The organism is Veillonella sp. S13054-11 (assembly GCF_002959795.1).
Classification (GTDB): domain Bacteria; phylum Bacillota; class Negativicutes; order Veillonellales; family Veillonellaceae; genus Veillonella; species Veillonella parvula_E.
In genome coordinates this window covers 197,722-212,793 of sequence record NZ_PPCY01000004.1, presented here as the reverse complement: position 1 = coordinate 212,793, position 15,072 = coordinate 197,722, and the positions used below count along the sequence as shown (strand labels likewise).

Here is a 15,072-nt window from a genome sequence, read left to right as displayed (position 1 = left end):
AAATACAGTTATAAAAAGAGTAATGACTAATCGATTAGCGACTTAGCTCGCTTTGGAGCGTAGAGATTAGTCATCACTCTTTTTTACCTAAATGTAATTATCTAATGGGGCCCCATCGAGGCCACCACTAAATCTCAATATAACGGAATTCGCCTGTATCAGGATCCATCATGCCTCCATAGAACCCCATTCCTTTTGGAAATAGTGGATGGTGGCGTAGGAAGTTAACTGTATAAATTACATTGTCTTCAGAGATATGGAATCGATCCATCCAGTCGATAAGGCCCGGTTCAATCATGCGAATAGCATCTTCACTAATACCTTTCGCTTTCATAGATTCCATGAATGTTGTAGCAGAAAAATCAATCATACCGCAGTTTTCATGACCGATGATTAGCACATCTTCAATTTCCATACCATAGGTAGCAACGAGCAAGCTTTGCACGATGTTATCGATAGGTTGTGTTACACTATTTCCTGCAGTTTTGATGACAATTATCTCACCTCGATTAAAGCCTAGTGCTTCTTCTAGCATACCTACTAAGCGGGTATCCATACAAGTTACGATGCCTAACTTTTTTGTAGGATGGCTTGTTAATCTTGCCTTTGGTAGCTCAGGGTGTTGTTTCACATATTCTTTATTGGTTTCAATTATTTTTGTAATATCAATCATAAGGGTCCTCACTTTATATACTCTATTCCCACCTGAAATAGATTCTATTCATTATATACACCTTATTCATCACAAAACAAGTTTAAATTTCAACTTATAAATTATTATTATGAATTTTACGATTATACAAAATCTTTAACTCAATAATATTAACTTCTATCTTATAATTTGTTTTTATTTATATCAATCATATAAAAACTTCAAAAATGCGATGAATATTCTGTATAATTCTGACATATATAGTAGATTTAAAAACCCTTCCTATGGTACTATTAACACTATAGAAAGCAAACGCCACATGATACCGCATATGACGTGAACTGTATGTACAGTAAGGAGGTTTTATAATGGGTATCAATCAAAAAACGTTGCCAGGCATTTTGCTCTGTGCCATTCTCGCTATTCCTTGTTGGCTACTAGGACAGCAATTTCATCTAGTAGGTAGTCCAATCTTTGCCATCATTTTAGGTATAATTATCGGTTCTATCTTCACCTCTTGGAAACGGGAAAAAACAGGTGCTGGCATTGGATTTACATCCAAAAAGATTTTACAGTGGGCCGTTATTTTGTTGGGCTTTGGTCTTAACATTACACAGATTCTACATGTAGGTTGGATTTCTTTACCTGTCATCATTTCTACCATCGCTACATCGTTAATCGTATCCTATATTATTTATCGATTAACCCATATTGACTCTAACTCAGCTGTTCTCATCGGTGTTGGTTCATCCATTTGTGGTGGTTCCGCTATTGCTGCAGCGGCACCAGTTATTAAAGCAGAGGATCACGATATTGCACAAGCAATCTCTGTTGTATTCTTCTTCAATGTAGTAGCCGCCTTCGTATTTCCTCAATTAGGCGACGCCATTGGACTCTCTAACATGGGCTTTGGATTGTTCGCTGGTACTGCAGTTAACGATACTTCTTCTGTAACAGCAACAGCTGCTGTATGGGATAGTATGAAAGGTACGGGCACTCAAGTTTTGGAATATGCTACTATCGTAAAGCTAACACGTACCCTAGCTATTATTCCTATATGTTTAGGCCTCGCTAGTTATCAAGTATACAAAGCCAAGAAAAATGCCTCTCAGACAGATGGTGCAAACGTTAGTATTGCTAAGATTTTCCCAAGATTCGTTTTATACTTTGTACTTTGCTCCCTTATTACAACAGCATTATCCTATGCTAATGTAGATATTCAATTCTTGAGTATCTTCAAAACAATTTCCAAATACTTTATTACAATGGCCATGGTAGCAATCGGCCTTAATACAAATATTGTAAAATTATTAAAATCCGGCGGCTCTGCCCTAGCCTTAGGCGCTTGTTGCTGGATTGCTATCTCCGCCGTAAGCCTTATGGCACAACATATGATAGGTTTATGGTAGAAAATATACATATATTGTATATTATGTTATAATTATATATGAATAGAATAGTAAGGACCCCTCCAGTAATGGAGGGGTTTCGTGCTACTATTCACCTTATTAGTACTTTATCATACCATAGTCAGGAGGGTTAATATGTACTTCTTACAAGGACTTCTTGTCGGCCTCGCTACGTTTGCCCCTGTTGGCATGCAAAACCTCTTCATTATTAATACGGCCTTGGTGCAACCTGTCCGTCGCATTATATTGACGCTAATCATACTAGCGTTTTTTGACATGAGTTTAAGTGCTGCCGCCTTCTATGGTATTGGTGCCGTTCTTGAAATGTGGCCACTCACAAAGCTCATAGTTCTCCTCTTTGGAGGCCTCCTCATTGTTTATATGGGCTTTAATATATTTAAAACTGAACCAGACATGCACAATGTGGACACACATATCCCAATTAGAAAAATTATTGTCTCAGCCATTGCGGTATCATGGGGCAATCCTCAAGCCATTCTAGATGCGACAATGATGCTCGGTGCTTTTCAAGCTAATATTCCAAAAGAAAGCATCTACCACTTCTTCGCTGGTTTCTTAGTTATGACACCAATTTGGTTTGGTTCTCTAGCTACTACAATGCATCTACTAGCTAAAAAAATTAAAATTACTCATATGGCATGGATTAACCGTTTCTGTGGTTCGGTTCTCGTCATTTATGGTATCAAACTATCTATTGATGGCTTCATGATGTTAAGAGCCTTTTTGTAAGGTTATACTCATAGATACAAAGAAAAGTCTAAATCACTAATACCATCATAACTATATAAGAAAAATACAAATAAATGATGTACAGAAAAAGAAAAAAGTCGTTAACAAGTTGTTAACGACTTTTTCATTTATAATCTCATTTATAATTCTTCAAGTACCTGCCGGAACATATCTCTAAGAGCTACAATATACGAATTATTTTGATTTCGTTGCGATATAAAGTAGTAGTGGCGTTCCATAGGCTTACCATGATTCGTCAATACCTTACGCTCGATACCTGGCATAGGATCTGTTAAGTATTTAAAACAATCTAATAGTAATAGCCCTTGCTGCCCTGCAACCAGGTATCGTGCTTCTTCTAACGTGCGAGCATAAGCGAAGGCGCCATTATAACCTATGGCTTTGCGATAGTGTTCCTCTTCAGACAAGGTATATTTCCCGCGACACAATAAAATAAGTGGTAAATCATCGATATGCTTTAGTTCTACACAATCTTCATTAGTATATCCTTGTGGTACCTCTATAAATGTAGTGGCTTTATCAATTAAATGACTTTCAAAATCATCAGATAAAATTTGCCATTGATCATTAAATACTACATCTACACGACGATCGCTGAGCATGCCATATAGCTCTTCATGGCTGCCGCTGTACATACGAATATCTAAATTTTTATAACGCTTTGCCATGCGAATCACAGTTTGCTGCATAGCAATCCCACTATAACGGTTCAAATAGCCAATGCGCAAACTCACCCGTGCATCTGTACCAATGCGCGTCGTTTCTACCTTAATATCATGGAACCGTTCTAATAGCTTCTTACCAGATCGATATAAATATTGTCCTGCTGGTGTTAGATGAAAACTTCGTTTCTCTCGAACCATTAATTCAACACCAAGGCTATTTTCAAGAGCTTTGATTTGCTGAGATATAGCAGATTGAGATACATATTGCTCAGTTGCAGCTTGTGTAAAACTGTTGTTATCTACTACACACACAAAATACTCTAATTGTTTTAATAACATAACGATGCACTCTCATCTCTCTTGCAGATTAGACAGCTCAATATCTTTGAAACATTTCGCAACATACGGCCCCATATTGGAGTTTGCCATACATTTCCTCTACATAGTATTTATAGATTCTATACATACTACTAAATATATTTAACTATGTCTAAAACGGTGAAAGCAAATCAGCTATGCCGATTGACTTTCACTGGGAATAACTAAACTACGATAAATAAACAGCGCCGCTACAAAGAATATAGCTGCTGTAGACCAAAAGACCGCCCCGTACCCAAAGGCACGAGCAATCATGCCACTAAGGACAGGCCCCAATACATTTCCCATCATGGCCACACTAGACACCGCACCAAACACGATACCTCGTCGCTCAATAGGAACCGCCTTGGATATGAGCGTATTGGCAATCGGTGTAATAAAACCCATGAAGAATCCTGCAATGGCACGGAATATGCCAAGGCCCCATATACTAGGCATTATATATTGAAGTATAAACAAAGTCCCTACAGCCCATGTAGCAGTAAAAACAATACGAGGCATGGTTAAACGTTCTGTTATCTTGCCAATGGAGATTGAAGCTAAAGCACTAAACAAACCGGCGCCAAAGATGATTATACCAACAATAGTGGCTACAAACTCATCATTCATATGCATATAGTGCTTAATGTATAGTGGTAAAATGGGACCAATACCAGTAATACCAAAATTACATAAGAACAATAGCCCTACCAAGAGGCGAACTCGAGGTATGACCAAAAAGGATTTAATTAGAGACAGCTGCGACTCTCTAGCATCTACCTTATGCTCAAACTGTAGATTAGGCATGAATAGATAAATTCCCAACATACAAAGCCCTGTTAAGGCTGAGAACATAACAAATGGTGCACGATAACCTAATAAGTCCGCCACCAAACCACCCATGAGTGGTCCAAAAACGAGGCCCATAACCATGGAGGCTTGATATAAGCCCATTGCCCAAGGTACCTTATTTTCAGGGGTTACGAGAATAATAATAGCCAATCCTATTGGAACATAGCCCCCTACCACACCTTGCAATATACGTAACATTAATAACTGCCATGGTGTTTGTGTAAAAGCACAGGCGCCAACAGTCACCATCAGGGTAAACAAGATGAACATCATCACCTTACGCGGACCAAGCTGATTAGCCTTACGCGACCAATAGGGTGCACTCAGTGCCACCATACAAGGCGTTACACCTGATACAAGGCCTGCCCACATGGCGGCTTCTCCTGGATCATGAAGACCTAGCTCAGCTAAAAATAACGGAAGAAAGGATAATACACCAATAATTGTTATACCCCCACCAACCTGTATAGTACAGATTAGGTATATAATTCGTTTCCAAGAAGAATCCATAATATCCTTCTTTCTTATTTAAAATTACCTATAAAGGTAGTAATATACATATCGATATGAGCTAAAGAATACTATAATACAAAAGAAATGTTTATAGAACAGATTTTTAATCTTACCTCAAAAGAATGCAACAGCATATATTTACATAAATCCATAGAATATATACTTATAATTCTATTGTATCGCAAACAACCTAAAAAGACCATCGCTTATACCCATAAGGGTCAGCGATGGTCTTTTTTATCGTGTGATTCTCCTACTTTTACCAAAGAAAGAGATGCCTACGATATATTATTTTTGTTTGAACATCCAATAAATATAGTAAATAACAAGCGCATAAGTCACTACGTCAAACACAGGTAAGAATGGCACCATTTTAGATAAACGTCCAAATCCATGAACATGGATATTTGCCGCAATAATAGCAACAAGATTCAAGCGATGAATCCAGATTGCTTTTTTACGAGATACAGATTTTGCCATATTCCCTACCCAAGGTGTTAAGTATAATATCGCAAAGATAAGAGCAATAAACATAGCCACAAGGGAGATATAACCACCCCAGAATCCTAAGAAGGATTTCAAAGCTTTCAAGAAGTATACATACCAGTGTGCACATACGAGAACCACACTAACAATACCTACGATGCGATGAATTTCAAACATTTCTTTTGGATTGTATCGTTTGATAAACCATTTTGGTTTTGTTGCAATGTATGTTAATACAAGCCATGCAACATAAGGAATAAGGCCTAAGTGAACCTTCCAATTGCCGAATGATCTACCACCTGTTACATAACCATATTCCACCATGCCCATAAATATTAAGGATAAAACTGCAATCCAAATTAAAATATGGTATTTACTCTTAAACTGTTTTTTTACAACTTCTGCCATAATAAACCTCTCTATGTCTTATACAATCTACAAGTATACATCTAGTTTGGCCTAATGTAGCATGCTAATAAAACACTCTCACCCTATAGCATTCTACTTAGAACTAATTACTGATTAACTTAAAATCCAATCATTAAATTAGAATTTGAAGTTAAGATCCGCACGATAGTAATCATTTACGCGATTGCCTTCTTGTGTTTTAGCATTGAAGCCGTAGTATGCATTAATGCCGATATTTTTCTCTGGTGCGTAGGATGCACCTAATTGCCATGCTTTATAGCCTTCATACCGTGTTTTCTTTAATAAATCATTAGATTCATATTTTTGTGTTTTAAATACAGGTGCATTCTTAGCTTGATCAAAGTAATCTAATCGGATAGCCCAAGAGTTCTTCTTATTAATTTTATAGTCGCCCCATTTAACGCCAACGTTCCAAATATCGGAATCACTCAAGCCAGATGCTTTTACCCACTCGCCATCAATACCGAATTTACCAATATTATACTTAGCATTAAATCCATATACATTATCGAATTCGTTATTTTTCTTGCCATTACCCATACGTACATTCGTTGTACCTACATGAGCAAACATACCACCAAAACCAAAGCGATCATTAACAGCTACATTAGCATTGATAAGACCTACATCACCATTATCAGCTTTACTAGTCTTAGCAAAACGACCTGCTGTCATGTAACCATAAGCGCCATTTAATGTAACTTTATCACCAAGCTTAGCTGTAGCGCCTACCCCATCAAAGTTAGAGCTATAAATCAAGCCACCACCAAATTTTTGAGTATAGCGACCCGCATCGACCACAACATTTTTACCGAATTTGTGCTCTACATATGCTAAATCCCAATTAGCTTGTGCCTCTTTAGAGCTATCACCTAGCTCAATAGAACCTGATGTAATACGGGCTTTAACAGAGGTATTTTTATTAACCTTTGCGTCGAGACCTAAACGTACACGAGCTGTGATCTTATCTTCGTAATCATAACCATCGCCACCCTCTTTACCGATATAATTGATACGAGCATCACCAGTAACTTTTACATTGCCTACGCGGTCTTCCAATTTAGCTACACGCACACCGAGTGTATTCAATTCATTAGAAAATTCATCCGCCAAGCGATTTAACATAGCTTGTTGTTCCGCATTTGCCCGATCTTGATTAGCCATACCTTTCGCAATCATTTGGGCCATTTCGTAACGAGTAATGTTATTTTGGCCTTTGAAAGTACCATCAGGATATCCATTGATAATACCAGCTGTAGCCAATTGATCTACTGCTTGATAAGCCCAGCTATCAGAAGGAACATCAGAAAATGGGTTAACAGCAAAAGCTGTAGCCACACCCATCATGGCAGCCACTGCAAAAGCACTGATCATTTTACGTTTAATCATACTAAACCTCACACAATAAAAATAACAAGAATAAAAATGAATAGATAATGAATCTGTGAACCTAATTATCATTATCATGTTTAACATACAGATAATAACAATTTTCATTATATGAGTAAAGGGAAAATGTATATCAATCTCAAAATCATTTATGACTCAAACTGATAATATCCTATGTTAAGATCCTATGTTAATATCCTATGTTAATTTACTAGAAACTATAAATGTAACGAAAAATCCCTTCTGCATGATACAGAAGGGATTCTAGTAATTCATATTATTTCTTTTTAAATATCAAGTAAATGCAGTAAAGAACGAGACCGTATGTAATGATATCAAACACTTGTAAAAATGGCACCATTTTAGAAATACGATTAAAACCATGAATATGGATATCTGCAGCAACAAGTGCTACAAGATTTAATCGATGTAACCAAATACCTACATTACGACCAGATGGTGTAACCTTTCTAAGTTTTGGAGTTAAAAACGCAAGGCCAGAGATTGTAGCAATACTAAAGGAGGTAAGAGCCACATATCCGCCCCACCAACCAAGGATGGATTTAGCCGCTTTACCAAAATAGAGATATAAATGGAATGCAATAACAGCTACAGTGGCAATACCTAATGCACGGTGTACCTTATACATGTCACCTAAATTATAGCGGCTTGTAAACCATTTAGGGCGAGTCGTTAAATAGGTCATGACGATCCATACACACCATGGCACAAGACCCGTATACACTTTATAGTTACCAAAGGCACGACCACCTGCGATGTAACCCCACTCTAATAAACCGATCATAACTAAGGAGAAAATAGCAATCCATACAAAGATATGGTAAATACTTTTTTTCTGTTTTGTTTCAACTTGATTCATCATATACCTCTCGAAAATAATACCTAAAAAATTCAATCTATACGATATAGTTTATCATTTAAATCGAATTTTGTAGATTACTTATATTAGATACATAGTATATATTATAAGAATAATTCTAAATTAAAATACTTATTATAGTCATTCTAAGCTTATTACAATGAATAAATTTCTTCTCTACAGGGAATACATTGTAATCTACTAATACAGAATCGGTAAATAAAAAGCCCCTCATAGTTGTGAGCATATGCTTTCACCACTACAAGGGGCCATAGATTAATGAATCCTATTATATATAGGCATACAAATTAATCATCATCCTAATTATTTTTGATCCCGTTTACGATATACGATAAACGGACGTGTTAAGTAGTTGAGTGGAACACTCAAGCAGTGTACCAAACGGCTGAATGGGAAGATAATAGCAACCACCATCCATGCCAACATGTGGAATTTAAACATGAATGGTACGCCTTCCATCAAGGATGGATCAGGCATAAAGGATAGTAAGCTACGGAACCATGGGCCGATGGATACACGGTAGTCAAAGAAGCCAGATGCATTAAGCAATGTACCAGCCATACCACTAAAAATAGCTAATGTTAAGAATAAATATAACCATTTATCAAGGCCAGATGTATTTACTTTCATAGCAGGTACAGTAAAGCGACGTTTCATCAAGAGCAAGAAACCAACGATGAAGATGATACCCGCTACAGCACCCATATATAATGCACCTTCATGGTACATATGGTCATTGATACCCAAAGCTGCAGTCCAAGCTTTAGGTACTAATACACCTACTACGTGACCGCCGATAACGCATAGCAAACCAAAGTGGAACAATGGATTGGCAATACGTAATTGTTTTTTCTCTAAAAATTCACTTGATTTTGTAGTCCAGTTTCTTTCAAAGTAGAAGAAACGAACAAGTGTGCCTACGATTAAGAAGGTAAACGCAATATATGGCAAAGCGCCCCATAAAAATAGATTCATCGTGCACCGTCCTCCAATCCATTTGCAACCGACAATATGATATCAAATAAGAATGCATAGGTCAGTTTTGCTTCGATCAATCGATCCCTAATATATTCTAGCTTTGGTTTACAATAATCATACACTTCACGAGCCTTTTCAGGTTCGATAACAGCGCATAACTCTAGAATAGCTGGAATATAGTCAGGCATCTCCTTTGGTAAATCATAGCCATTTTCTAGGAAGAAGGCTTTATATTTAACGAGTTCCTCTGCTTGTTCCCCTGTACCTTGCAATTCATAAGTTGATAAGTACATCGTCGTATTACGACTGAAGTCAAAGATACGTACGTATTGGTCTTCAAAGGCCTTACGATCCGTTTCTTCAATGTAATCAAAGAACTCTAACAATCCTTGGCGAAGTTGAGGATGCTCAACAGAGCGAGTATCCTCTTTCCATTCACCAAGTTCATTGTACCAAGATTCATCTGGATACCGAAGCAAAAAAGAAGCAATGAGAGCTATTTTTTGTGCATCATCCATTATGGCAACCCCCTGTCGGGCATGCAAAACCACGATTGTGTTGCATTTCTAAGCGACCTTCGCGAGATACATTAACATCGGATGGGATAACAAAACGATCATTATATTTAGACAAGGCTAACAATTTGTACATAGCATACATTTGCTCTTCTGTAAGATCTACTTCATGAGCGATTGCTTCATCACCTGTTTCACGGCGACGCATGTATTCACGCATATCGAGAATGCGTTGTAATACACGAGCTAAAATATCTGTATTACCAGCAGTAAACATATTAGCTAAGTATTGTACAGGCACGCGCATTTCATGTGCATCTGGCAAGTATACATCAGATGTAACACGTTGTAAAATTGGGCTGAGCGGTGGCACATACCAAACCATTGGCAATGTGCGATACTCTGGATGCAACGGCAACGCAACGCCCCATTCTTTTACAAGCTTGTAAACAGGAGATTTTTTAGCTGCTTTCAAGAATGCTTCAGAGATACCTGCTTCGCGAGCGGCTTTAATAACCTCTGGATCATTAGGGTCCAAGATTAAATCTACTGTATTTTGGTAAATGTCTTGTTCATCCCTCGTAGCTGCCATTTCTTGAACTTTGTCCATATCGTATAAAACTACACCAACATAGCGCATACGACCTACGCATGTTTCAGCGCAGATTTGAGGCAAGCCATTTTCCAAACGAGGATAACAGAATACGCATTTTTCAGCTTTATTCGTTTCCCAGTTATAGAAGATTTTTTTGTATGGGCAAGATGGAACGCAATGTCTCCAACCGCGGCATACATCTTGAGAAACAAGTACAACACCATCTTCATCACGCTTGTAGATAGCACCGGATGGGCATGCTGCTACACATGCAGGATTCAAACAGTGGTTACAAAGACGTGGTAAATAACGCATGAATACTTCTTCGTAGTCAAATACGATATCATCACCCATCTTAGCCAAGTTCACATCTTCCCGTGCATGATGACCACCAGCCAAATCATCATCCCAGTTAGGGCCCCATGTTACTTCCATTTTTTGCTTTGTTAGCAAGGAACGAGGACGTGCTACAGGTTGATTATTTTTACGACCGGTATGAATCAATGTTTCATAATCGTATGTCCAAGGTTCAAAGTAATCCGTAATTTCTGGTTGTTCTGGATGATAGAACAACTTCATCAATCGAGAGCCTTTAGAGCCTGTGGAAAGCGCCAAATTACCGCTTTTATCGAGAGTCCAGCCACCCTTCCATTTCTCTTGGTTTTCCCAATTACGTGGGTAACCCACGCCAGGGCGGGTTTCCACGTTATTAAAGTACATATATTCCGCGCCTTCGCGGTTCGTCCATGTATTTTTACAAGTAATAGAGCATGTATGACAGCCTAAACACTTGTCCAAATTTAGGACCATGGATACTTGAGCTTTAATCTTCAAGCCAATCCACCTCCTTCAATTTACGAGCCACAATTGTCATATCACGTTGGTTACCAGTTGGGCCATAGTAGTTAAAGCCATAGCTCAATTGACCATAACCGCCGATCATGTGTGTCGGCTTCATGTGAATATGTGTTGGCGCATTGTGTGTACCACCGCGACGATCTTTCTTAACTTGCGTACCAGGAACGTTGATGTGACGGTCTTGGGAGTGATGCATATAAGAAATGCCACGAGGAATACGTGGAGATACAACTGCACGAGCTGCAACTACACCATTTTTATTGAAAGCTTCTACCCAGTCATTATCTTTAACACCAATTTCTGCTGCATCATCTTCGTTGAGCCAAATTGTTTGGCCTCCGCGGAATAATGTTAACATTTGTTGGCTATCAAAATACATACTATGTGTAGACCACTTATTATGTGGTGTTAAGTATTTCAACGTAATTTCTGGAATACCTTCTTGTTTATAATCACCTTGTACTGGTTTATATGACAATACAGGTTTGTACAATGCCATAGCTTCGCCATAGTCGCGCATCATTTCATGATCACAATAGAACGATTGACGACCTGTTACAGTACGGAATGGTACCTTATCTTCTGTAGATGTTGTAAATGGGGAATAACGACGGTTTTTATCGTTCTTACCTGTACTTGTTACAGAGCTAATGATAAAGCGTGGTTGACGAACCATGTCATCGAAAGTAATCTTTTCTTGTTCGCGACCTTTTGCATTCTTTTCAAGCCCAGAAAGACCTGTTTTTTCTTCCATCGCTTTCCAAGAACGAACCGCTAATTTACCATTTGTACAAGAAGATAATGTTAATACAACATTACAAGCTTCCTTACATTCGTAAATGCTTGGACGGCCATGAGAAATGAAGTCTGGATTATCAATCGTACCATTTTGACCATACAATGTTTGATATTCGTCAGATACATCCCACGCCAAACCGTGAGCACCCATTTTATTTTCGATATTAGGTCCTAAAGCAATGTATTTTTCAAAGATCTGACTGTAATCGCGTTTTACATGAACGAGGTTCGGCATTGTTTTACCAGGGATTGGTTCACATTCGCCTTTACTCCAATCAAGAACTTTACCTTCTGGTTGCGCTACTTCGCCTGGGCTATCATGGCCAAGTGGAGTAGCTACAATATCTTCATATTCTGTAAAGCCAGATTCTTTTGCTACGCGAGATACTGTTTCTGCAAGAGTGCGGAATGTATCCCAGTCGGATTTAGTTTCCCATGCGCAATCAACAGCTGCTTGGAATACATGTACATATGGATGCATGTCCGTAGAAGACAAGTCTTCTTTTTCATACCATGTAGCTGCGGGGAACACGATATCAGAATATAAACCTGTAGACGCCATACGGAAGTCGATATCAATTAAGAGATCAAGCTTACCCGCACCATCTGCTTCACGCCATTTAATTTCTTCTGGACGTGTAGGAGCATCATCATCTTCCAATACGGCATTTTTTGTGCCTAATAAATGTTTCAAGAAGTATTCGTGGCCTTTAGAAGAAGAACCGATAAGGTTCGCACGCCATACAAACAAGTTACGTGGATGGTTTTCTTTAGCTGCTGGATCCTCTACACAGAATTGTAAATCTTTATTTTTCAAAGCTTGTGCCACATATTGGTTGATTTCCGCTTCTGTACTAGCACCGGCTGCACGAGCATCATTAATCAATTCTTGGCTACCTTTATTGAAAGTAGGATAGGATGGCAACCAACCTAAACGAGCTGCTAAGACGTTGTAATCCCCAGGATGACGATAGCGAGGTTTAGCCAATTTAGATACGCGGTCTGCCAAGTCGATGCAGTCAGAACGATATTGTTCTGTAGCAAAATAGAACCAAGATGTACCATTTTGCAAACGAGGAGCCTTACTCCAGTCATTGGCAGTCATGATACCACCCCAACCTTCAACAGGACGAAGCTTTTCTTGACCTACGTAGTGGGCCCAACCACCGCCGTTAACGCCTTCTGTACCACAGAACATGATAAGGTTCAAAATAGTACGGTAAATAACATCGGCATGGTACCAGTGGTTGATACCACCGCCCATGATAATCATGGAACGACCTTTCGTTTTTTCAGCATTATCTGCAAATTCACGTGCTGTAGCAATAGCAATGTCCGCTTTTACACCAGTGATTTTTTCTTGCCATGTAGGTGTATAAGGTGTGTCGTCAGTGTAAGCTGTCGCTACCTCACCACCGATACCGCGGTCAATACCGTAGTTAGCAAGAATGAGATCGTATACAGTAGTCACTTTCACAGGACCATCAACAGTTTGTACTGTAATAGTTGGAATAGCGCGTTCAATAATACCTTCGTGTTCTTCATCACCAAAGTACGGTAACTTAACAACAGTCACATCTTCACGTTGATCAAACACGGATAAGCGAGGGTCGATTTTAGCCCCTGTATCGCGATTTTCAAGGCGTAAGTTCCATTTTTGTGGATTTGTGTGACGTTCGCCCATTGTACCATTAGGAACAACGATTTCATTAGTTGTATCATCGATTAATACCATTTGGAAGTTAGCGCCTTCCTCTTGGCGACCCAAATCCTTAGCATTCAAGAAGCGGCCTGGTTGTACAGTGCCGTTGATTTCTTCAACGCGTACAAGGAATGGCATATCTGTGAACTCTTTAGCATACTCTTTGAAGTATGGAGTCTCTTTATCGATGTAGTATTCTTTTAAGATTACGTGGCCCATTGCCATAGCAAGAGCCGCATCAGTGCCGGCTTTTACATTGAGCCAAGCATCGGAAGAAGTTGTAGATTCCGCATAGTCAGGGGATACGGATACTACTTTTGTACCTTTGTAACGAACCTCTGTTAAGAAGTGAGCATCTGGCGTACGAGTCAATGGTACGTTAGAACCCCAAGTCATGATGTAACCAGCATTGTACCAGTCACCAGATTCAGGTGTATCAGTTTGTTCACCCCAAACTTGAGGGCTAGAAGGTGGTAAATCGGCATACCAGTCATAGAAAGACAATGGTGAACCACCCATTAAGTTAAGGAAACGAGCACCTGCTGCATAGGACAACATGGACATCGCTGGAATTACAGAGAAGCCTGCGTTGCGGTCAGGGCCGTATGTTTTTGCAGTATATAATAAGGATGCAGCAGTAATTTCTGTCGCTTCATCCCATGTGGAGCGCACAAAGCCACCCATACCACGGGCAGATTTGTATTTCTTCGCTTTTTCAGGATCTTCTACGATAGATTTCCAAGCTTCGATTGGGTTCTTAGCATGCTTTTTAGCTTCTCTCCAAAGCTCAGCCAATTCGCCGCGCACATATGGATATTTTACGCGCAATGGGCTATAGAGATACCAAGAGAATGTTGCACCACGAGGGCACCCACGTGGTTCGTAATCCGGCATATCATCTGGTGTTTCAGGGTAATCAGTAGCCTGATTTTCCCACGCTACAACACCATTCTTAACGTAGATATTCCAGCTACAAGAACCAGTACAGTTTACGCCATGCGTTGTGCGGACAACTTTATCGTAAGACCAACGGTCACGATAAAAATTTTCCCACTCGCGACCGCCATCTTCAGTTATTTGATGGCCGCTTGGAGATACGTTCTTCTTGCGAAGAAACTTAAACTTTTGAGACAACAAGCTCATCTCGTGTCCTCCTTCAAAACTACAAAAAAATCCTTTGTGCTAGCTGAGCTAACACAAAG

The 15,072-nt window shown here is 39.1% G+C and carries 12 protein-coding genes; 2 read left to right on the top strand and 10 right to left on the bottom strand.

What is annotated here, in order from left to right; genetic code table 11:
* Positions 1-127 precede the first annotated feature (127 nt).
* Positions 128-673, bottom strand: coding sequence for a carbonic anhydrase (locus VPHSUH08_RS04830; protein WP_038125766.1), 546 nt, complete (start codon positions 671-673; stop codon positions 128-130).
* Positions 674-1,020: 347 nt separating this feature from the next.
* On the opposite strand from VPHSUH08_RS04830, the gene VPHSUH08_RS04825 reads away from it, so the two are divergent.
* The gene (locus tag VPHSUH08_RS04825) at positions 1,021-2,061 is read left to right on the top strand and encodes a YeiH family protein (protein WP_105086902.1); all 1,041 of its coding nucleotides are present in this window, start codon (positions 1,021-1,023) and stop codon (positions 2,059-2,061) included.
* 135 nt (positions 2,062-2,196) lie between these two features.
* Positions 2,197-2,811, top strand: coding sequence for a LysE/ArgO family amino acid transporter (locus VPHSUH08_RS04820; protein WP_105086901.1), 615 nt, complete (start codon positions 2,197-2,199; stop codon positions 2,809-2,811).
* A gap of 140 nt (positions 2,812-2,951) precedes the next feature.
* Here VPHSUH08_RS04820 and VPHSUH08_RS04815 read toward each other — a convergent pair whose 3' ends face one another.
* The 9 genes from VPHSUH08_RS04815 to VPHSUH08_RS04775 all read right to left on the bottom strand — a co-directional run bounded on the left by VPHSUH08_RS04815 (position 2,952) and on the right by VPHSUH08_RS04775 (position 15,013).
* Positions 2,952-3,836, bottom strand: a complete 885-nt coding sequence (locus tag VPHSUH08_RS04815; protein WP_021147672.1) for a LysR family transcriptional regulator — start codon at positions 3,834-3,836, stop codon at positions 2,952-2,954.
* Positions 3,837-4,010: 174 nt separating this feature from the next.
* On the bottom strand, positions 4,011-5,216 hold the full coding sequence (locus VPHSUH08_RS04810) for an MFS transporter (RefSeq protein WP_008715280.1): 1,206 nt from the start codon (positions 5,214-5,216) through the stop codon (positions 4,011-4,013).
* Positions 5,217-5,507: 291 nt separating this feature from the next.
* Positions 5,508-6,113: a hypothetical protein gene (locus tag VPHSUH08_RS04805; RefSeq protein ID WP_021147671.1), complete on the bottom strand. Its 606-nt coding sequence runs from the start codon at positions 6,111-6,113 to the stop codon at positions 5,508-5,510.
* Positions 6,114-6,251: 138 nt separating this feature from the next.
* Positions 6,252-7,523 carry a putative porin gene (locus tag VPHSUH08_RS04800; protein WP_105086900.1) on the bottom strand — a complete coding sequence of 424 codons (1,272 nt, stop codon included), beginning with the start codon at positions 7,521-7,523 and terminating at the stop codon, positions 6,252-6,254.
* Positions 7,524-7,800: 277 nt separating this feature from the next.
* Complete coding sequence (locus VPHSUH08_RS04795; RefSeq protein ID WP_021147669.1) at positions 7,801-8,403, bottom strand: hypothetical protein; 603 nt, start codon at positions 8,401-8,403, stop codon at positions 7,801-7,803.
* A 324-nt stretch (positions 8,404-8,727) separates the two neighbouring features.
* The gene (narI, locus tag VPHSUH08_RS04790) at positions 8,728-9,399 is read right to left on the bottom strand and encodes a respiratory nitrate reductase subunit gamma (RefSeq protein WP_004697658.1); all 672 of its coding nucleotides are present in this window, start codon (positions 9,397-9,399) and stop codon (positions 8,728-8,730) included.
* Positions 9,396-9,920 carry a nitrate reductase molybdenum cofactor assembly chaperone gene (gene narJ / locus VPHSUH08_RS04785; protein WP_004697895.1) on the bottom strand — a complete coding sequence of 175 codons (525 nt, stop codon included), beginning with the start codon at positions 9,918-9,920 and terminating at the stop codon, positions 9,396-9,398. The genes narI and narJ overlap by 4 nt, the downstream gene beginning before the upstream one ends.
* Positions 9,913-11,346, bottom strand: a complete 1,434-nt coding sequence (narH, locus tag VPHSUH08_RS04780; RefSeq protein WP_004697947.1) for a nitrate reductase subunit beta — start codon at positions 11,344-11,346, stop codon at positions 9,913-9,915. Before narH ends, narJ begins: the two co-directional genes overlap by 8 nt.
* Complete coding sequence (locus VPHSUH08_RS04775; RefSeq protein WP_105086898.1) at positions 11,336-15,013, bottom strand: nitrate reductase subunit alpha; 3,678 nt, start codon at positions 15,011-15,013, stop codon at positions 11,336-11,338. The genes narH and VPHSUH08_RS04775 overlap by 11 nt, the downstream gene beginning before the upstream one ends.
* Positions 15,014-15,072 lie beyond the last annotated feature (59 nt).